We start from the raw sequence: 17,770 nt of genomic DNA on the forward strand, positions 1-17,770 counted from the left end.
AAGCCCCGGCGGGGAGCAGGGGTCAGTCGCAGCTCTGGGTGTTGGCCGGCGAGGTGTCGGTGCGGCCCTGGTCGGCGTCGGGCTTGACCTCGGCGGCGGTCAGCGCGTAGCCGGTCTCCTCCTGGCTGATCGCGGCCGCGAAGATCACGCCGAAGACCCGGCCGTCGGCCGTGAGCAGCGGCCCGCCGGAGTTGCCCGGCAGCACCTTGCCGCGCACCGCGTAGACCGACCGGGTGACGTTGGAGGAGCGGTAGATGTCGGGCCCCTCGGCGTCGAGCTGGTTGCGGATGCGGGCCGCCTCGGCGGTGAAGCCCTTGCCCTTGGGATAGCCGGCGATGATGGCGTTGTCGCCCTTCTCGGCGGTGCCGTCGAAGGCGAGCTGCGGCAGGTTGAGCCCCGGCACGTACAGGACCGCGATGTCGCGGCTCGGGTTGTAGCGCACCACGGTCGCCTTGTGCCGCCGCGACCGGTGGTCGATCACCTGGAGGTCGCGCGTGACGCCGGCGACCACGTGCGCGTTGGTCATGATCCGGTCGCGGGCGTAGACGAAGCCGGTGCCCTCGATGTGCTTGTTGCAGCTCTCGGCGTTGCCCTGCACCTTGACGATGGCCCGCTGGGCGCGCGCCAGCCGCTCGCCCTGCAGCACGCTCTGCGCGGGCGGCGGCACGTCCACGAACGAGCCCGCCCCGATGGCGTCGAAGACCGGCGGGAACTCCGAACGGTCGATGAGCTTCTTGAACGGCTGCTGCCAGTTGCGCGCCGACTGCGGGATGGCGTCGTCGATGGTGGTGAGCAGCAGTGACTGCCTCACCTGGTCGACCAGCGGCGTGAAGGAGGTGGAGACGACCAGCGACCCGATCAGCCAGGCGATGACCAGCACCGACAGCGCGCTGGCGAACGTGCCGCCGACCGCGTCGGCGACCCTGGCGGGCTCCCAGGTGACGTGGCTGCGCACCACGGCCCCGATGGTCGAGGAGGCGAACTGCCCGATCGTCGCGGCGAGGAAGACGATCACGATGGCGAGCAGCGCCTGCGGGGTGTCGCCGTCGACGATCGCCTTGGAGATCGGCGGCGCGATGAACACCCCGAGCAGCGCCCCGCCCACGAACCCGACGAAGCTGGTGACGCCTATGATGAAGCCCTGCCGGTAGCCCGAGACGCCGAAGGCGATCACGAGGCCAATCAATATGAGGTCAAGCAGATCGCCGCGCACCCTTCAAAGCTAACCAGGGATACGGTCAAGTGTGCACGTCTTCCGCCAGGACGGCGTCACCCTGCGGGTTACCTTGATCCCTATGCCGCCGGTCAGAGATCTCATCGACGCAGCTCTCGACGACCCCGACCCCGACGGGCAGGTGCGCTGGCAGGTGATCTCCGCCCTTCGGGAGCGGGGCGACCTGGAGTGCTTCATCGAGGCGCGGCGGCTGTGCGCGGCCGACTCCGTCACCGAGCGGCTGCTGGGCGTCGACATCCTCGGCATGCTCGCCGCGTACGTGGACCGCACGCTGCCCGTGCTGCGCTTCCTGGCGGCGGGCGAGGACGACGTCATGGTGCTCTACTCGGTGCTGATCGCGTTCGGCCACCTAGCGGACCCGCGCTCGCTGCCGTCGGTGATCGACCTGGCCGGGCACCACGACCCGCGCGTCAGGTACGGCGCGGCCTACGCGCTCCAGCACGTGCTGGGCGACCCGCCGGACCGGACCGGGCTCGACACGCTGCGCCGGCTGACCGCCGACAGCGACGCCGACGTGGCGGGCTGGGCCGCGCTCGGCTTCGCGCTAACCACGGGCCGTGAGGTTTAGCACCTCCGGCGGGATGTCCTCCACGCGCGTCGCGTCCCACGGCCGCTCCAGGCCGCCCACGCGCAGCACCGAGTCGAGCACCACCGCGGTGAACCCCCACACGAGCATGCCGCGCACCCGGAACGCCGGGCCGGCCATCTCCTGCGAGAGCCGCATCGTGAGCCGGTTGCCCGGGTCGACCAGCTCGGCGACGGGCACCCGCTCGACGGAGTCGACCTCGTCGGGAGAGGCGGCGTGCACCGCCGACGGGGTGTGCCACCAGCCGAGCACCGGGGTCACCCGGTTGTCGCTGTGGGACAGGTAGAGCTCGGGCATCGTGCACAGCACGCGCACGCCGCGTGGGTCGAGCCCGGTCTCCTCCTCGGCCTCGCGCAGGGCCGCGCCGACCGGGCCGCCGTCGCCGGGGTCGACGCCGCCGCCGGGGAAGGCCGGCTGGCCCGCGTGCCTGCGCCCGCGCATGCTGCGCTGGATGAGCAGCACGTCGGGGCCGAGCGGGCCCTCGCCGAACAGCATCAGCACCGCCGCCTCACGCCCGCCCTCGCCCGGCGGGCGCATCCGCTCGGGCACAGGGGTGCGTACGGCCTTGGCCGCGAGGTGGTCCAGCCATGCGGGGACGTGGGTCACGCAACCTCCAACACACCGAGCCTCCGGGGACTTCCCGGTCAGGAGAACGGGCCGGGCCGGACGAGCTTCCGGGCCTCCTCGGCGCTGGTGGGGCCGGTGCCGTAGGAGGGGCAGAGGGCGGCGAGCGGGCAGACGCCGCAGGCGGGCCGGCGGGCGATGCAGATGCGGCGGCCGTGCCAGATGATCCGGTGGGAGAAGACCGTCCACTCCCGCTTGGGGATCAGCTCGCCCACGACGTGCTCGATCTTGACCGGGTCGGTCTCCTCGGTCCAGCCGAACCGCCTGACCAGCCGCTGGAAGTGGGTGTCGACGGTGAGCCCCGGCACCCCGAACGGCTCGCCGGTCTCGGGGTCGACGGCGTTGCCGAGCACCACGTTGGCGGTCTTGCGGCCCACGCCCGGCAGCGTGACGAGGTCGTCGAGCTTCTTCGGCACCTTGCCGCCGAACCTGTCGCGCAGCCCGGCCGACAGCCCGAGCAGCGAACGCGCCTTCGCCCGGTAGAAGCCGGTCGGCTTGATGATCGCCTCCAGGTCCTCCGGGTCGGCCGCCGCCAGGTCGTCGGCCGTCGGGTACTTGGCGAACAGCGCGGGCGTCGTCAGGTTGACCCGCACGTCGGTGGTCTGCGCCGACAGCACGGTGGCGACCAGAAGCTGGAAGGGGTTGTCGAAGTCGAGCTCGCAGTGGGCGTCGGGGTAGGTCTCGGCGAGGATCCGGTTCATCCGGCGGGCCCTGCGCACCAGGCCCAGTCGTGTCTCGGGCCTGCGCCTGCGGGCACCCGCCACATTCGTCGCCATGCCGGAAAGGGTATGTCTCCGCGGCACCGCCGCGTGCCGGTACGCCCAGGACGGGCTCGGGAGAGCTGGCGATGGCGATAGATCCCCTCTTTTGGGGATAAGCCCGCGTCTGTGCCTGAATGCAGCCGAAGGTCAGGCGCACGAAAGGGTACGAGTAACCTATGTGTGCCGCATGCAGTGGGGTGAGTCACAATGGCAGCAGAGGAGGACGCGTGAACACGGAAGAAGTGCTGGGCAAGGCCCCTCTGTTCGCCGCGCTCGACCGCGAGAGCGCAGCGGCGTTGCGGACGAGCATCACCGAGGTGCAGCTGTCCAAGGGGCAGACGCTCTTCCACGAGAACGAGACGGGCGACCGGCTCTATGTCGTCCTCGACGGCAAGATCAAGCTGTCCCGCACCTCCCCCGACGGGCGCGAGAACCTGCTGAGCGTGCTCGGCCCGAGCGAGATGTTCGGCGAGCTCTCGCTGTTCGACCCGCGCCCGCGCACCGCCACCGCGACCGCGCTGACCGACGTCCGGCTGGCCGGGCTCGGCCACGACGACCTGCGGCCCTGGCTGACCGGCCGCCCCGAGGTGGCGCTCCACCTGCTGCGCGCGCTCGCCCAGCGGCTGCGGCGCACCAACGACGTGCTGGCCGACCTGGTCTTCACCGACGTGCCCGGCCGGGTGGCCAAGCAGCTCCTCGACCTGGCCGAGCGGTTCGGCACCAAGACCGACGACGGCCTGCGCGTCCACCACGACCTCACGCAGGAGGAGCTGGCCCAGCTCGTCGGCGCCTCACGTGAGACGGTCAACAAGGCGCTGGCCGACTTCGCGCAGCGCGGCTGGCTGCGCATCGAGGCCAAGGCCGTGGTGATCCTCGACATGGACCGGCTCTACAACCGCTCCAGATAGTCGAGCTGGGCCCGCACCGACAGCTCGGCGGCGGGCCACAGTGACCGGTCGACGTTCGCGTACACGATCTTCACGATCTCCCTCGGCGTGCGCGCGCCCTGCTCCCGCGCCTGCCTGATCTGGTCCAGGCGCTCGCGCCGGTGCGCGATGTAGCCGTCGAGCGCGCCGATCGGGTCGGGCAGCACCGGCCCGTGGCCCGGCAGCAGCGCCCGCGCCTCCAGGCTCTCCGCCACCGCCCTGAGCCGGTCGAGGCTGCGCAGGTAGTCGGCCAGCCCGCCGTCGCCCGCGATGATCGTGGTGCCCCGGCCCAGCACGGTGTCGCCGGTCAGCATCGCCCGGTCGGCCGGCAGCCAGAAGCACAGCGAGTCGAACGAGTGCCCCGGCGTCCCGTACACGTGGATCTCCAGCCCGGCCACGGTCACCACGTCGCCGTCGGCCAGGCCCTCCTCGCCCAGTCTGTGGCGGGGGTCGAGGGCGCGTACGGGAGCCCTGACGAGCTCGGCGAAGCGCCGGGCGCCGCCGCTGTGGTCGAAATGGCCGTGGGTGAGCAGGATCTCCCGTACCCGGCGTCCGCCCAGGTGGTCGCGGACGCGCAGCAGGTGGCCCTCGTCGCCGGGGCCCGGGTCGACGACCACGACCTCGTCCTGGCCGCCGATGACCCACGTGTTGGTGCCGTCGAGCGTCATCGCCGACGGGTTGGGCGCGAGCAGGTTCTCGGCGTGGTCCGTACGGGATCCGTCGGGGCCGCCGATCGGGATGTGCAGGCCGCTCATCCGGTCACCAGCCGCCACTCGCCGTCGACCTCCACGACCTTCGGCATGATCGTGACGATCTCCCGCTTCTCGGCCAGCACCGACTCCACGCCGTCGTGCCCGGCCAGCTCGGCGAGCGTCTGGCGGGTGGGCGGCATCAGGAAGATCTCTCCCCGGTCGGCCAGCGCGACCGCGTCGGCGGGGCGCTGCCAGACCACCTGGTCCGCCTCGCCGCCTACGTCGCGGGTGCGCTGGCCCTCCGGGAGCACGGCGACGAAGAAGCGGGTGTCGAAGCGCCGGGCCTCGACCTCCGGCGTGATCCAGTGCGCCCACGGCTTGAGCAGGTCGGAGCGGAGCACCAGGCCGCGCCGGTCGAGGAAGTCGGCGAAGGACAGGCTGCGGTCGATGAGCGCCAGCCGGTCGGCCTCCCACCCGTCGCCGGTCGTGTCGGCGACCACCGCATCGGGCCCGGCGCCCGCGAGCAGCACGCCCGACTCCTCGAACGTCTCCCGCACGGCGGCGCACACCAGCCCTCTGGCCACCGCCTCGCCGGCTCCGAAGATCCGCCCCCACTCGGCGGGCGACGGCCCGGCCCAGGCCACGGCCTGGTCGGTGTCGCGCGGATCGACGGAGCCGCCGGGGAAGACGTACGCCCCGGCGGCGAAGGCCATCGTGGCCTTGCGGCGCAGCAGGTAGGCCTGGACGCCGTCGGGCCGGCCCGGGCGCAGGATCGCCACCGTGGCGGCGTCCCGCGCCGGGGCCGGGTCGACCTGCCCGGCGATGATGCCCCGTGCCCGCTCGGCGAGCTCGTCGGGGAGCCGAAGTCCAGCCACATGACCTCCTTCTAGAACATCACTCGGTCATGGTGACATATCGGACCTTCAGGACACCTCCGCGATCAGCTCCACTTCCACCGGAGCGTCGAGGGGCAGCGCGGCCACGCCGACGGCGCTGCGCGCGTGCTTGCCGGCCTCGCCGAAGATCTCGGCCAGCAGCTCGCTCGCGCCGTTGGCCACCTGCGGCTGCTGGGTGAAGTCGGGCGCGCTGGCCACGAAGACCACGGCCTTGACGATCCGCTTCACCCGCGACAGCTCGCCGACCTCGGCCTTGAGCGCGGCGACGGCGTTGAGCGCGCAGATGCGGGCCTGCTCGCGGCCCTCGTCGACGCCCAGGTCGACGCCCAGCTTGCCGGTCTGGGGCAGCTTGCCCTCGACCATCGGGACCTGGCCCGAGGTGTAGACGAGCTGACCGGTGCGCACGGTCGGCACGTAGGCCGCCAGCGGGGCCACGACCTCGGGGAGCGTCAGGCCCAGCTCCTCGATCTTCTGCTCGGGACTCATGCCTTCTCCCTCTTGAAGTACGCGACCAGCTGCTCGGGCGTCGCGCCCTGCACGATCTGGACCAGCTCCCAGCCGTCGGCGCCGAAGTTGTCGAGGATCATCTTGGTGTTGTGTATCAGCACCGGGGCGGTGAGGTACTCCCATTTCTTCATGGGGCTCAGCGTAGTGTGAGCAATCTCAAACGGTGGTCGCGGGCTTTCGACAAGTGACCGTTCGGTAGCCTCGAAGTCGTGGACTCTCCGGACACGGACTGGGACGGCGTGCGACTGCACGTCGTCACCGGCAAGGGCGGCACGGGCAAGACGACGGTCGCCGCGGCCCTCGCCCTCGCCCTCGCCGCAGGCGGCCGCAAGGTGCTGCTCGTGGAGGTGGAGGGCCGCCAGGGCATCGCGCAGATCTTCGACCTGCCGCCGCTGCCGTACGAGGAGCGCCGGATCGCCGTGGCGCCCTCGGGCGGTGACGTGTTCGCGCTGGCCATCGACCCCGAAGACGCCATGCTCGAATACATGGAGATGTTCTACGGGATGCGCCGGGCGGGTCGCGCGCTGACCAAGATGGGTCTCGTCGACTTCGCCACCACCGTGGCCCCCGGCTTCCGGGACGTGCTGGTCACCGGCAAGACCACCGAGGCCGTGCGCCGGCGCGGGCGCGACGGCAAGCGGGTCTACGACGCCGTGGTGCTCGACGCGCCGCCCACGGGCCGCATCACGCGGTTCCTGAACGTCACCCAGGAGGTCGCCGGGCTGGCCAAGGTGGGCCCGATCAAGAGCCACTCCGACCTCGTCCACGGCGTCGTGAAAAGTCCGGAAACGGCAGTGCATTTCGTGACGCTGCTGGAAGAGATGCCCGTCCAGGAAACACTCGACGGAATCGCCGAACTCGCCGGCGCGGGACTGCCCACCGGTGGCATCTTCATCAACATGGTGCGCGAATCCCTCCTCCCGCAGGCCGCCCTTGACAGGGCTGTCAAGGGCGGATTCGACGCCGGAGAGCTCACGCTCGGCCTCAAGGCCGCCGGGCTCGCCGACGGGGCCGACGCCGGCGCCCTGGCCGAGGCGCTCGCCGAAGAGGTCGTCGAGCACGCCCGCCGCACCGACCTCGAACGCGCCGAACGCGAATCGCTGGCCGCCTCCACGCTGCCGCGCTACGAGCTGCCGCTGCTCACCGACGGGGTGGACCTGGCAGGGCTGTACGAGCTGGCCGAGAGCATCCGCAAGCAGGGAGCAGCGTGAAGAAGCCCGCCACCCTCGACATCGACGCCATCCTCGACGACCGGGGCACCCGGATCATCGTCTGCTGCGGCTCGGGCGGCGTCGGCAAGACCACCACGGCCGCCGCGCTGGGCCTGCGCGCCGCCGAACGCGGCAGGTGCGCCGTCGTGCTCACCGTCGACCCGGCCCGCCGCCTGGCCCAGTCGATGGGCCTCACCGAGCTCGACAACACCCCGCGCCTGGTCACCGAGAGCGAGGACGGCGGCCAGCTCTACGCGATGATGCTCGACATGAAGCGCACGTTCGACGAGATCATCGAGGCGCACGCCGATCCCGAGCGGGCCCGCCAGATCCTGTCGAACCCCTTCTACCAATCGCTGTCGTCCAGCTTCTCCGGCACCCAGGAGTACATGGCGATGGAGAAGCTGGGCCAGCTCCGCCGCTCCGACGAGTGGGACCTGATCATCGTCGACACGCCGCCGTCACGCTCGGCGCTCGACTTCCTCGACGCGCCGGAACGGCTCGGCCGCTTCCTCGACGGCAGGTTCATCAAGCTGCTCACCGCACCCGCCAAGGCCGGCGGGCGCAGCGCGTTCAAGCTGCTCAACGCCGGGTTCGGGATCGTCGCCGGAGCCATGACCAAGCTGTTGGGCGCGCAGGTGATCAAGGACCTGCAGACGTTCGTGTCGGCTTTGGACGCGGTGTTCGGCGGCTTCAGGCAGCGTGCCGACCAGACGTACAAGCTGCTCCAGGCTCCCGGCACCGCCTTCATCGTGGTCGCCGCGCCGGAGCGCGACGCGATGCGCGAGGCTTCCTACTTCGTCGAGCGGCTGGCCGAGGAGCGGATGCCGCTCGCCGGCCTGGTCGTCAACCGGGTCCACGAGTCGCCGGCGGCGACGCTCTCGGGGGTGAGAAGCGCCGCCGCGGCCGAAGACCTGGAATCGCGGGGCGAGCACGAGCTGACCGCGGCCGTGTTGCGGCTACACACGGGCCGGATGCAGCTCGCCGCTCGCGAGCACCGGGAGCAGGACCACTTCGTCAGCGCCCATCCCACGGTGCCCATCGCCAAGGTGGCGGCCATGACCGAGGACGTGCACGACCTGGATGGCCTGCGACGCGTCGGAGAGCTCCTGGCGAACGGCTGAGAGCACGGCCGGGGTCGGCCGCGCTCTCGGGCCGGCTCAGCCGGCGATCAGCTCGTTGGTCCGCTCGTACTCTTCTTTGGCCGACTCGAGCAGCTCTCGCCACGAGTCGACGTCCGGTCGCCGCCGAAGCAGCGCTCGCCGCTCCCGCTCGGTCATACCGCCCCACACCCCGAACTCGATGCGGTTGTCGAGCGCATCGGCGAGGCATTCGGTACGGACAGGGCATCCTCGGCAGATGAGCTTCGCCCTGTTCTGGGCGGCTCCCTGGACGAACAGAGCGTCAGGATCCGCACCTTTACAGGCGGCACGGGAGGTCCAATCCGTGATCCACATTTTCGACCCCACTCCCCTTAGGTGGTCAGTCGTCAGTTGGGGCCGACGGGCGCGGGCGCCGAGCCTCCGTATTCAGTTGCCGCAGGGAGAACGTACGCAAGAAGACCTTCGGGCCGACAGACCCCAGAGGACCAAATTCTCGCTGGAGTCTTGACCGGGAATGACTAGTCACCCCCGTCAGTCAAGGCGAAATGCAGGCGTGTTACCGATAAGGTCACCCTTTCGACGTACCCTTGGTACTGTGCAAGCTCAGGGCAAAGATCGTTCCTCGCCGATCCTGAACGTCATCAAGCTGATCGCAGCTGGGTCGGCCGCAGGCGTGCTGGCGGCAGCCGTGGCGCTGCCCGCGGTCGGCGGCGCGGGCGTCTCCGCCAAGAGCGGCATGGAGATGCTCGACCTCAAGCCCGAGGACCTGGCCGAACCGCCGCTGTCCGAGCGCACGGTGCTGCTCGACGCCAACGGCGACCAGATCGCGCAGTTCTACTTCGAGAACCGCCAGTCGGTGACCCTCGACAAGGTCGCGCCCATCATGCAGAAGGCCCTGATCGCGATCGAGGACTTCCGCTTCTACCAGCACGGACCGATCGACATCGAGGGCACCACCCGGGCGCTGATCAAGAACCTTACCACCGGCGGCGTGACGCAGGGCGGTTCTTCGATCACACAGCAGTACGTGAAGCAGGTGCTGGTCAACTCGGCCGAGACGCCCGAGGAGCAGGCGGCGGCCATCGCCCCGACGATCTCCCGTAAACTGGCCGAACTGCGCTACGCGATGGCGATCGAGAAGAAGTACACCAAGGACCAGATCCTCGAGCGCTACCTGAACATCGCCTACTTCGGCGCCGGAGCCCACGGCATCCAGGCAGCCGCCAAGCGCTTCTTCGACAAGCCCGCCTCCAAGCTCACCCTGGCCCAGGCCGCCACCCTCGCCGGCGCCGTCCAGAACCCCGCCAGGACCGACCCCAACGTCGGCCCCAAGTCGCGGGCGCTGCTGCTGGAGCGGCGCAACGTGGTGCTCGACCGGATGGCCGAGATCGGCACCATCACCAAGGCCGAGGCCGCCGACGCCAAGGCCAAGAAGCTCGGCTGGAAGGACGTCCCGTTCCCCGGCGGGTGCGAGGAGAGCGAATACCCGTACTTCTGCCTCTACGTGCAGAACGAGATCCTGCTCAACGCCGACTTCGGCAAGACCGCCAAGGACCGGCTCAAGCTCCTCCAGCGCGGCGGCCTGACCATCAAGACCACGATCGACCCGAAGATGCAGAAGGCGTCCGAAAAGGCGATCAAGAAGTACGTGAGCCCCAAGGACAAGCCCGTCGCCGCCCAGGCGATGATCGTCCCGGGCACCGGCGAGATCAAGGCCATGGCCGCCTCCCGCAAGTACGGCAACAACAAGAAGAAGAACGAGATCAGTTACAACCTCGTCGCCGACATGGCACACGGCGGCGGCCCCGGCTTCCAGCAGGGCTCCACCGCCAAGGCCTACACGCTGGCCACGGCGCTCGAAGAGGGGCTGAAGTTCAACGACGGCTTCCCCTCCCCCGCCGGCTACACCGCCTCCGGCTACAGCGCGTTCAAGAACTGCAAGGGCAAGAACGTCGGCGACCCCAGCCACGAGGTGCGCAACTCCAGCGAGGGCGGCGGCGGCTTCAAGACCCTGCAGACCGGCACCTGGGGCTCGGTCAACACGTTCTTCATGCGGCTGGAGCAGGAGGTCAGCCTCTGCAAGGTGGTCAAGCTGTCCAAGCGCCTCGGGCTCAAGCGGGCCGACGGCGACGACCTGCGCGAGTTCGAGACCTTCACGCTCGGCATCAACGAGGTCGACCCGGTCACCGTGGCCAACTCCTACGCCGTCTTCGGCGCGCGCGGCAAGTACTGCCAGCCGCTCGCCGTGACCGAGGTCAAGGACCGCTACGGCGAGGTCATGCGGTTCAAGCCCAAGTGCTCGCAGGTCATGGACGAGGAGGTGGCCGACGCCGTCAGCGCCGTGCTGGAAGGCGTCTTCACCAAGGGCACCATGACCGGCGTCGGCGGCATCGGCCGTGACGCCGCCGGCAAGACCGGCACCACCGACGGCTACACCGCCGCCTGGTTCGCCGGCTACACCCCGAACCTCGCCTCCGCCGTCAGCCTCGGCGACCCGCGCGGCGCCTTCGCCCACGACCTCGTCGGCGTCACCATCGGCGGGCAGTACTACGGGTACGTCTACGGCGCGTCGATCTCCGGGCCGATCTGGAAGGACTCGATGATGGCCGCGCTCAAGGGCGTCGAGGCGGCCAAGTTCCATCCCGTCGACCAGTCACGCTTCGGCGGCTGCACCGACGAGTGCGCGCCCAAGCCCAAGAAGAAGAAGGACAAGGGCGACGACGGCGATGAAGGCGGTCCCGACGTCGGCGACCCGTCCGACCTGTCCGACTGGTTCGACGACCGGCGCGGCGACGGCAACGGCGACGACCGGGGCCAGAACGGCGACTGGGGCGACAACCCGCTCCTGCCCGCCCGCGACTAGCCCGCGGGCCTCCGGCCCCGCCAGAGGCCCGCCACAGCCCTCAGGACGCCAGCCGCGCCCGCACGGCCGCGGCCACCCGGCCGCCCTCGGCCCGCCCGGCCACCTTCGGGTTGACGACCTTCATGACCTGGCCCATGGCCTGCGGCCCCGACGCGCCGGTCTCGGCCACCGCCTCGTCGACCAGCCTGGCCAGCTCCTCGTCGGAGAGCTGCGCCGGCAGATACTCCTCCAGCACCGCCTGCTCGTCCAGCTCCGCCTGCGCCTGCTCGGCGCGCCCGGCGTTGCCGAAAGCCTCGGCCGCCTCCCGCCGCTTCTTCGCCTCACGGGTCAGCACCTTGACGATCTCCGCGTCGGAGAGCTCCCTGGCCTCCTTGCCGGCGACCTCCTCCACGTTCACCGCGGCCAGTGCCATCCGAATGGTCCGGAGCCGAACCTCGTCCCGGGCCTTGAGTGAGGCCGTCAGATCGGCCTTCAGCTTGTCCTTCAATGCGCTCATGCGGTCCATCTTGCCGCGTGCGCGAACGCCCCGTGCCGGATGTCGGGCATCATGAAGAGGTGAGGAAAGCAGTAGCGGTGCCCCTGTCAGTGCTCGGCCTCGGCCTGGCCGGGCTCGGATACGCCTCGGTCGTGGAGCGCAACTCGTTCCGGCTGCGGCGCTTCGACGTGCCGGTGCTCGCCCCCGGTCAGCGGCCGGTGCGCATCCTGCACCTGTCCGACCTCCACCTGACGCCCCGCCGCACCATGCTGATCAACTGGGTGCGCTCCCTCGGCTCGCTGGAGCCCGACCTCGTCGTCAACACCGGCGACTCCATCGCCCACCCCGACGCCGTCCCGTCGCTCCTGCACGCCCTGGAGCCGCTGCTCGCCCGGCCCGGCCTGTTCGTGTACGGCTCCAACGACCTCTACGCCCCCCAGCCGAAGAACCCGGCCCGCTACCTGTGGCGCACCTCCCGCAACGAACGCCGCCAGCACATCCCCAACCTGCCCTGGGAAGAGCTCGGCGCCGGCATGGCCGCCGAAGGCTGGCTCGACATGAACAACACCACCGCCCGCCTCAAGGTCGGCGACCTCGACGTCGCCGTGGCCGGCATCCACGACTCCCACATCTCCCGCGACCGCTACGACCTCGTCGCCGGCCCCGCCCCCGCGGACGCCGACCTGCGCCTCGGCGTCATGCACTCCCCCGAGCCGCGCAACATGACCGCCTTCGCCGCCGACGGCTACCAGCTCCTGCTCGCCGGCCACACCCACGGCGGCCAGCTCTGCGTCCCCTTCTACGGCGCCCTCGTCACCAACTGCGGCATCGACCGCGCCCGCGTCAAGGGCCTCAGCCGCCACGACTCCGCCTGGCTCCACGTCTCCGCCGGCCTCGGGACCAGCCCGTACGCCCCCGTCCGGTTCGCGTGTTTCCCGGAGGCGTCGCTGCTCACGCTGGTTCCCCGACGGTGACGGTCACAAGCACGCCCGAAGTCGGCTAGACTTTCCCAGGCACGAGCAAGACGGCGTGCACCGGGGTGTAGCGCAGCTTGGCAGCGCGCTTCGTTCGGGACGAAGAGGTCGTGGGTTCAAATCCCGCCACCCCGACAGTAGTAGCCGCAGGTAGAAGGCCGCTTCCGAAGATCGGAAGCGGCCTCTCTTGTCTTCTGAGTGACTACGCCCTCCTCCACCGCTGAGAGGCCCTAAGGAGTTCCGCATCCCGCCCTCTGGCTCGCGAGCCGTGACCTTCACGGGCGTGCCCAACTCCTCACGGATGTTGGTACGCCTGCACATACAGGTCCTCCGCTCGGCCAGTATCAGTGAGAGCGGGCTCCCTGGCAGCATGTCCTTTATAGGCGGCCTCGGAGAAGGACCACGTTCCGCTCACCTCGGGCTGGGAATGCCTCCGCACAGGTAGGTGGACTCCTCCAGCAGTTGCGGTGTCAGCGTGATCCCGGTGAGACTTTCGGCCAAGAGGAACGCCGGCCCTTCGTGGGGGTAGGCGTGTGGTGGAAAGACGGAGTCGATCCGCTGCATGGTCTCCGCGAGTTCGTCCGGCATCTTTTCTGAGTAGCGTTCCGGGTATGGGAACTCAAGCTGAATCTTTCCGTCTTCGATCCAGTAGAAGTAGTCCATGCACTTGATGTCGAGGTAGTACTGGGAGACGAGGCGGGTCCTCGCCGACAGCGGCAGGATGATCTCCTCGGTGACGCCGAGCGAGCCGAGGGGCTCGACGAGGAGTACCCAGTCTTCGATGGCGACGGCACCGAAGAACATGTTCTTCCCGTCGTAACGGGAGTAGGCGACCCCGGCCAGTTCCTCGAGCGTCATGGGCGTGGACTCCCCTAACCGGCCACCGAGCCGGGTCGCCACTTCCTCGAGCGCCAAGCCGCGGACATAGGTGAAGCAGTAGCCGTCCCCCATGGCAGAGCTCACATCGGAGAACTGTCACACAGGCGCGGGAATTGGCAGCTGGACAAAGACTATGGGGGTCCCTCGCATCGCTTCTAGTAGCGTGCTTGGCACCTTGCTCGTTGCAGACATGAAGCGTGATGCTCCGCCTTCGGTTTCCTGCGATGGGTGACATCGACTTTAACTAGAACGCCCAGAGAAACGACTCCACCGAACGTGACGACGTACAGGGTGCTGATCTGGCGCCGATCTTCCCGCGTAGGGCCGACGTCCAGAGGATGGCACCGTCGGCAGGCGCCGTCTGGCTGGTCAGGACCCCGCTTGGTGCCGCACCGACATCACTCGCCTTCCGGCGGCCGGTGACCGTTCTGCCGGGGTAGGTCGTGGTCGGATGCGGTGCTGAGCGAGACCGGGCGCCACAGGTCGAGCTCCTGAGCCACGTGCTCGAGTTTGGCTTCGACGTGAGCAACGGCGTCGGCACCGAGCTGCAGCCGCAACGGAGGATCGTCGACGGTCAGGAGGTCGAGGATCGCGACAGCCGCCTTGCGCGGATCTCCAGGCGCGAGTGAGCCGCGATCAAAGGCCGGCGGGAGGGTGGCGAAACGGCCGAGTTCGACGACGGTCACGCAGACGCCGAACTCCTCCAGTTCAGCGCGGAATGTCTCGCACAGCGCCTCGACGGCCGCCATGGAGGCGCCATACAGACCCGAACCGGCCGGGGCCGAGAAGCCGGCGGCCGAGCCTACGACGATGATCCGCCCGGCCTGCTGCGCGCTCAGTACCGGCAGCACGGCGCGGGCCACGGCGAGCATACCGACGACGTTGATGTCGAACAGGGCCCGAGCCTGCGCGTCGGTCGTATCCCGCAGGGGGGCGCGGACGGTCCTGGCCACATCGTGGACGAGCACGTCGATCCGGCCGAAGCGGCGCATCGTCTGCTCGACCGCCGCCGTCGGCGCCTGCGGCCGCATCAGATCCAGCTCCAGGGGGAGCACTTCACCACCCATCCCGGCGAAGGCTTCCGTAACCGCCGCCAGGTCACGGTCAGTGGCAACCACCCGGTGTCCTCGCCGCAGCGCTTCGCGGGCTACGCGGTGCCCGATGCCTCGTACCGCGCCCGTGATGAACCAGACAGCCATGCATATCCACCCGATGTCGGCCTCCCCCAGCAGGAGGCGGTGAAGACACCGTGCCGGTGAGGGCAACAGGGCACATCGCACGAATGTACGAGGACCGTCAGGTGCGCCGCGTCCAGCCAGTGGCCTGTCACCGATCGCTGGACGGGTCATTGATCTCGGGCGGTGAACCCACGGCCCACGCCAAGCCCGGGGGAGAGCCCTCTTGACCTGGACGATGGCGGTCCTGTCTCGATCCCGCTGTCACGGATCCGGGGGCCGCCCGGTCTACGTGGGCGAGGCAACCCGAAAAGCCCGCCTTCCCGAAGGCCCGCGCGGACAACGCACACGGAGCCTGCAAGGTCCGAACGAAAATCACGACGAAGCGGTGACTTCCCCATGAACGACAACATCCTTGAGCCTACGGCGCAGGAACTTGCCGAAGCGACCTCCCAGCCTCACCCGGCGCCCCCGGGGCCGGCTGACGCGCCGACGGCGACCATCCGGCACCCTCGCGCCTGCCACCCCACGCGCTTCCCCCCTCATTCGTCGGTGAGGCGAACCTGTCTACGCAAGCCTTTGGTGGAGGGATGAGCTGCCCCACCGATGAAAGTGATTTCCTGCACGAGCTCAAGGTCGTGGTCGCGATCGAACTGCACACGGCCGACCTGTGTCACTCGCAGCACCCCCGCGATCTGCCGGTCACCGAGTGGCTGGTCGATCCCACCGAGACCGAGCGCGAGCAGGTGGGGCTGCGCGGCATTCTGGCCGCGATCACGGAGCTGGAGAACGGCTCCCTGTTGCGGCCCGCCACCGAAGACGGGCGCATGTGACCGCCACGAACCTGTCGATCCGCCACAGAAAGCTGCAACTGTGACCGACCACGAACACCCCTTGAACGTGAAGCGCGAAGCCGACGGACTGGACGTCGACCGGACCAGGACCCGGGGGCGGCGATGACCGACGACGACGCTGCGGCGTTCATGGCGGCCAGGACCGCGCCTCATCAGCCCTCGATCCAGCCGCGCTCCGTGGACGGGGCGGTCGACGACGTGCCCACCGACGCAACCGCGTACGTTCACCGGCATCAGAACACACTGTTCATCGCCTCGGGATTCCTTCCGCGGCTCGACGCGTCCGGCAAGCGCCGGCCGGTCGGTTCGGCGGAGCCTGCGTCTGGAACAGGATCTTCCATGCCCCCTGAGGCCGGCGTTTCCGGATCTACACCGCTCCCGACACACCAGCGACAGGCGCCGGCACGACGGGTTCATGGTGAGCGTACGGTCTCCTCTCTGCGACCCGACCTTTCGGCCGTAACCGAGAGAGCTGCCACCACGTCGCTGACGCTGAGGCATCGGCACCTTCCCGGGACGAGCGTGATCGCGGTTGGCGGTGAGATCGATCTCGCCAGCAGCGGCCAACTGGCCTGCTACGTCAAGAGGGTCCGCCGGCCCGGCGACCACGTGGTCTTCGACCTGACCGAGGTGTCCTTCCTGGACTGCTCGGGCCTGCGGGTGCTGATATCCAGCCACCGCCAGGCCACCGCCGACAACGCGGGCGTACGGCTGGCCGGGGTTCGTGGCGTCCCCGCCCGGCTGCTCCAACTCGTCCGGCTACAAGCGCTTCTGCCGGTTTACAGCACGGTCGAGCAGGCCCTCGCCACCATCCTGACCAACTGAAACACCCCGGCCATGCCGACCCGTCGTTCGAGGTAGATCATGGCTGTTCATCAGTTCCATCAGCGCCGAGAGGCCCGATCCTCTCTGCCAGACCTGTCCCGTACGAGCGTCCTGCCTCGACTGGACCCTGCGCACCCCCCGGCCAACGGGGCTGACAGCCCCGGATGCATGGTGAATGGCGGCAGCCGGTGGCGGGAACCGCGTTTCCAGTCATCCGGCCGCGTGAGGTGATGACCAACCCGCGGACGCGCTACCTCAGGAGCGGACCGGGTGAGCGGATGCTGGTGCCCGATGACGACGCCACCCTGGGCAAGATCCGCCGCCGCGACCGGATCGGGCAGACCATACCGGGCGTACATGCTGAAGGCGGGAACCGACCCCGGTTCCCGCCTCCTCCTTGTTCAACGTGCGGTGGTGAACAGAAACGCGCAGTCCTCTACAGCCTCCATGCGGTGGCGGCGTTCAGGCATGACCAGCAGATCGCCGGGCAGCCCGTCCCATGAGTCAGGCCCGGCGACAAGCCGCACCCGCCCGCGCAGCACGTGCACCGTGACCTCGCCGGGATGCTCGCTCTCGTGAATGTGCTCGCCCTGCCGCAACGCCATGACGGTCTGCCGCAGCGAACGATCGTGTCCACCGTGGACAGTGGTGGCACTGCGACCCCTGTTCGCCTCGCGAGCGTGCGTGAGCAGCTGGTGGACGAGTGCGGTCAGCGACACCTTGGTCATGACTGCGGTGCGCGACGGTCTCGCCGAGCTTCCAACTCCTCGGAGCTGACCGGCGTCAGCATCGGCTGCCCAGGCGCGCAGAACATCGTCACCACGAACGCCGACTCCTCATCAGCCAGGTGGTTGCCGTCCTGGTAATGAATGACGTCCCCACCTGGCTCCCAGAACGCCTCACCGGCCCGGACAACCCGCACAGGTTCGCCTTCGAGCTCGAAGTTGATGGCTCCCTTGATCACGTACCCATAGGCGGGCCCGGAGTGCCGGTGAGGCGGCGCGCCGGGGCTGTTCGGCGGCAGTGTGACCAGGATCGTCATCGCCTCGGCGCCCTCCGGCGCGGGCGGCGCTCCCGCTACGGTGGCGACCACGTCGATCTTCGGTGGCGGCCCGCTCTTGTCGGGGTTCTCAAGGTGGTGAGCGTGATCGATGCTCATCAGGCGTCCCTTCGCGAAACCGTGGC

22 protein-coding genes and 1 tRNA gene are annotated in these 17,770 nt (G+C 69.5%); 10 read left to right on the forward strand and 13 right to left on the reverse strand.

Annotation, left to right across the window (positions count from 1 at the left end; genetic code table 11):
* Positions 1-22 precede the first annotated feature (22 nt).
* On the reverse strand, positions 23-1,213 hold the full coding sequence (locus AB0J53_RS02295) for a MarP family serine protease (protein WP_219499400.1): 1,191 nt from the start codon (positions 1,211-1,213) through the stop codon (positions 23-25).
* A gap of 82 nt (positions 1,214-1,295) precedes the next feature.
* Between AB0J53_RS02295 and AB0J53_RS02300 the strand changes: the two genes are divergently transcribed.
* Positions 1,296-1,802 (forward strand): HEAT repeat domain-containing protein, encoded by a 507-nt coding sequence (locus AB0J53_RS02300; protein WP_219499397.1) that lies wholly within the window; start codon positions 1,296-1,298, stop codon positions 1,800-1,802.
* On the opposite strand, the gene AB0J53_RS02305 is transcribed toward AB0J53_RS02300, so the two are convergent.
* Together AB0J53_RS02305 and nth are read right to left on the reverse strand one after the other, a co-directional pair.
* Positions 1,779-2,426, reverse strand: coding sequence for a CoA pyrophosphatase (locus AB0J53_RS02305; RefSeq protein ID WP_308125573.1), 648 nt, complete (start codon positions 2,424-2,426; stop codon positions 1,779-1,781). The two genes, AB0J53_RS02300 and AB0J53_RS02305, sit on opposite strands and share 24 nt — an antisense overlap.
* A 38-nt stretch (positions 2,427-2,464) precedes the next feature.
* Positions 2,465-3,220, reverse strand: a complete 756-nt coding sequence (gene nth / locus AB0J53_RS02310) for an endonuclease III (protein ID WP_364167977.1) — start codon at positions 3,218-3,220, stop codon at positions 2,465-2,467.
* Between the two features lie 161 nt (positions 3,221-3,381).
* On the opposite strand from nth, the gene AB0J53_RS02315 reads away from it, so the two are divergent.
* On the forward strand, positions 3,382-4,113 hold the full coding sequence (locus AB0J53_RS02315; RefSeq protein ID WP_219499392.1) for a Crp/Fnr family transcriptional regulator: 732 nt from the start codon (positions 3,382-3,384) through the stop codon (positions 4,111-4,113).
* Here AB0J53_RS02315 and AB0J53_RS02320 read toward each other — a convergent pair.
* Genes AB0J53_RS02320 through AB0J53_RS02335 form a run of 4 tightly spaced genes read right to left on the reverse strand, consistent with a single transcriptional unit; the run spans position 4,095 to position 6,357 of the window.
* A complete protein-coding gene (locus AB0J53_RS02320; protein ID WP_357584761.1) occupies positions 4,095-4,886 on the reverse strand; it encodes an MBL fold metallo-hydrolase in 792 nt (263 codons plus the stop codon). The genes AB0J53_RS02315 and AB0J53_RS02320 overlap by 19 nt on opposite strands.
* Entirely contained in the window at positions 4,883-5,698 is an 816-nt protein-coding gene (locus AB0J53_RS02325; protein WP_364167980.1) for an NUDIX hydrolase, read from the reverse strand. Before AB0J53_RS02325 ends, AB0J53_RS02320 begins: the two co-directional genes overlap by 4 nt.
* A gap of 48 nt (positions 5,699-5,746) precedes the next feature.
* A complete protein-coding gene (locus AB0J53_RS02330; RefSeq protein WP_364167981.1) occupies positions 5,747-6,205 on the reverse strand; it encodes a RidA family protein in 459 nt (152 codons plus the stop codon).
* Positions 6,202-6,357 carry a DUF4177 domain-containing protein gene (locus AB0J53_RS02335; protein ID WP_156325316.1) on the reverse strand — a complete coding sequence of 52 codons (156 nt, stop codon included), beginning with the start codon at positions 6,355-6,357 and terminating at the stop codon, positions 6,202-6,204. The genes AB0J53_RS02330 and AB0J53_RS02335 overlap by 4 nt, the downstream gene beginning before the upstream one ends.
* Before the next feature lie 78 nt (positions 6,358-6,435).
* On the opposite strand from AB0J53_RS02335, the gene AB0J53_RS02340 reads away from it, so the two are divergent.
* Both AB0J53_RS02340 and AB0J53_RS02345 read left to right on the forward strand, forming a co-directional pair.
* Positions 6,436-7,437, forward strand: coding sequence for an ArsA-related P-loop ATPase (locus AB0J53_RS02340; RefSeq protein WP_364167983.1), 1,002 nt, complete (start codon positions 6,436-6,438; stop codon positions 7,435-7,437).
* The gene (locus tag AB0J53_RS02345) at positions 7,434-8,561 is read left to right on the forward strand and encodes an ArsA family ATPase (RefSeq protein ID WP_357584767.1); all 1,128 of its coding nucleotides are present in this window, start codon (positions 7,434-7,436) and stop codon (positions 8,559-8,561) included. Before AB0J53_RS02340 ends, AB0J53_RS02345 begins: the two co-directional genes overlap by 4 nt.
* A 36-nt stretch (positions 8,562-8,597) precedes the next feature.
* Here the strand turns inward: AB0J53_RS02345 and AB0J53_RS02350 are convergent, their stop codons facing one another.
* Positions 8,598-8,894, reverse strand: coding sequence for a WhiB family transcriptional regulator (locus tag AB0J53_RS02350; RefSeq protein WP_020542548.1), 297 nt, complete (start codon positions 8,892-8,894; stop codon positions 8,598-8,600).
* A 241-nt stretch (positions 8,895-9,135) separates the two neighbouring features.
* Between AB0J53_RS02350 and AB0J53_RS02355 the strand changes: the two genes are divergently transcribed.
* Complete coding sequence (locus AB0J53_RS02355) at positions 9,136-11,403, forward strand: transglycosylase domain-containing protein (protein WP_364167986.1); 2,268 nt, start codon at positions 9,136-9,138, stop codon at positions 11,401-11,403.
* Between the two features lie 40 nt (positions 11,404-11,443).
* On the opposite strand, the gene AB0J53_RS02360 is transcribed toward AB0J53_RS02355, so the two are convergent.
* Positions 11,444-11,899, reverse strand: coding sequence for a GatB/YqeY domain-containing protein (locus AB0J53_RS02360; RefSeq protein ID WP_219499362.1), 456 nt, complete (start codon positions 11,897-11,899; stop codon positions 11,444-11,446).
* 59 nt (positions 11,900-11,958) lie between these two features.
* Here AB0J53_RS02360 and AB0J53_RS02365 point away from each other — a divergent pair, with 59 nt between their 5' ends.
* Entirely contained in the window at positions 11,959-12,852 is an 894-nt protein-coding gene (locus AB0J53_RS02365) for a metallophosphoesterase (protein ID WP_219499360.1), read from the forward strand.
* 61 nt (positions 12,853-12,913) lie between these two features.
* A tRNA-Pro gene (locus AB0J53_RS02370) sits at positions 12,914-12,987 on the forward strand.
* A gap of 276 nt (positions 12,988-13,263) precedes the next feature.
* On the opposite strand, the gene AB0J53_RS02375 is transcribed toward AB0J53_RS02370, so the two are convergent.
* The gene (locus AB0J53_RS02375; protein WP_364167987.1) at positions 13,264-13,803 is read right to left on the reverse strand and encodes a DUF6461 domain-containing protein; all 540 of its coding nucleotides are present in this window, start codon (positions 13,801-13,803) and stop codon (positions 13,264-13,266) included.
* Between the two features lie 326 nt (positions 13,804-14,129).
* Complete coding sequence (locus AB0J53_RS02380) at positions 14,130-14,930, reverse strand: SDR family NAD(P)-dependent oxidoreductase (RefSeq protein WP_364167988.1); 801 nt, start codon at positions 14,928-14,930, stop codon at positions 14,130-14,132.
* 566 nt (positions 14,931-15,496) lie between these two features.
* On the opposite strand from AB0J53_RS02380, the gene AB0J53_RS02385 reads away from it, so the two are divergent.
* The 3 genes from AB0J53_RS02385 (at position 15,497) to AB0J53_RS02395 (ending at position 16,760) form a co-directional block, all read left to right on the forward strand.
* Positions 15,497-15,739, forward strand: coding sequence for a hypothetical protein (locus AB0J53_RS02385; protein WP_364167990.1), 243 nt, complete (start codon positions 15,497-15,499; stop codon positions 15,737-15,739).
* A 123-nt stretch (positions 15,740-15,862) separates the two neighbouring features.
* Entirely contained in the window at positions 15,863-16,585 is a 723-nt protein-coding gene (locus AB0J53_RS02390; RefSeq protein ID WP_364167992.1) for an STAS domain-containing protein, read from the forward strand.
* Positions 16,586-16,643: 58 nt separating this feature from the next.
* The gene (locus tag AB0J53_RS02395; protein ID WP_364168541.1) at positions 16,644-16,760 is read left to right on the forward strand and encodes a WhiB family transcriptional regulator; all 117 of its coding nucleotides are present in this window, start codon (positions 16,644-16,646) and stop codon (positions 16,758-16,760) included.
* Between the two features lie 226 nt (positions 16,761-16,986).
* Here the strand turns inward: AB0J53_RS02395 and AB0J53_RS02400 are convergent, their stop codons facing one another.
* Positions 16,987-17,313, reverse strand: coding sequence for a LuxR family transcriptional regulator (locus AB0J53_RS02400; RefSeq protein ID WP_219499350.1), 327 nt, complete (start codon positions 17,311-17,313; stop codon positions 16,987-16,989).
* On the reverse strand, positions 17,310-17,744 hold the full coding sequence (locus tag AB0J53_RS02405) for a cupin domain-containing protein (protein ID WP_364167994.1): 435 nt from the start codon (positions 17,742-17,744) through the stop codon (positions 17,310-17,312). Before AB0J53_RS02405 ends, AB0J53_RS02400 begins: the two co-directional genes overlap by 4 nt.
* Positions 17,745-17,770: the final 26 nt, after the last annotated feature.

Source organism: Nonomuraea sp. NPDC049725 (assembly GCF_040674795.1).
Taxonomy (GTDB): Bacteria; Actinomycetota; Actinomycetes; order Streptosporangiales; family Streptosporangiaceae; genus Nonomuraea; species Nonomuraea ceibae.

Bases quoted from the DNA above. Each gene is read 5' to 3' on its own strand.
- AB0J53_RS02320 (WP_357584761.1), bottom strand. From the start codon at position 4,886: ATGAGCGGCCTGCACATCCCGATCGGCGGCCCCGACGGATCCCGTACG.
- AB0J53_RS02375 (WP_364167987.1), bottom strand. From the start codon at position 13,803: ATGGGGGACGGCTACTGCTTCACCTATGTCCGCGGCTTGGCGCTCGAG.
- AB0J53_RS02360 (WP_219499362.1), bottom strand. From the start codon at position 11,899: ATGAGCGCATTGAAGGACAAGCTGAAGGCCGATCTGACGGCCTCACTC.
- AB0J53_RS02350 (WP_020542548.1), bottom strand. From the start codon at position 8,894: ATGTGGATCACGGATTGGACCTCCCGTGCCGCCTGTAAAGGTGCGGAT.
- nth (WP_364167977.1), bottom strand. From the start codon at position 3,220: ATGGCGACGAATGTGGCGGGTGCCCGCAGGCGCAGGCCCGAGACACGA.
- AB0J53_RS02405 (WP_364167994.1), bottom strand. From the start codon at position 17,744: ATGAGCATCGATCACGCTCACCACCTTGAGAACCCCGACAAGAGCGGG.
- AB0J53_RS02380 (WP_364167988.1), bottom strand. From the start codon at position 14,930: ATGGCTGTCTGGTTCATCACGGGCGCGGTACGAGGCATCGGGCACCGC.
- AB0J53_RS02390 (WP_364167992.1), top strand. From the start codon at position 15,863: ATGACCGACGACGACGCTGCGGCGTTCATGGCGGCCAGGACCGCGCCT.
- AB0J53_RS02400 (WP_219499350.1), bottom strand. From the start codon at position 17,313: ATGACCAAGGTGTCGCTGACCGCACTCGTCCACCAGCTGCTCACGCAC.
- AB0J53_RS02335 (WP_156325316.1), bottom strand. From the start codon at position 6,357: ATGAAGAAATGGGAGTACCTCACCGCCCCGGTGCTGATACACAACACC.
- AB0J53_RS02385 (WP_364167990.1), top strand. From the start codon at position 15,497: ATGAGCTGCCCCACCGATGAAAGTGATTTCCTGCACGAGCTCAAGGTC.
- AB0J53_RS02330 (WP_364167981.1), bottom strand. From the start codon at position 6,205: ATGAGTCCCGAGCAGAAGATCGAGGAGCTGGGCCTGACGCTCCCCGAG.
- AB0J53_RS02315 (WP_219499392.1), top strand. From the start codon at position 3,382: ATGTGTGCCGCATGCAGTGGGGTGAGTCACAATGGCAGCAGAGGAGGA.
- AB0J53_RS02300 (WP_219499397.1), top strand. From the start codon at position 1,296: ATGCCGCCGGTCAGAGATCTCATCGACGCAGCTCTCGACGACCCCGAC.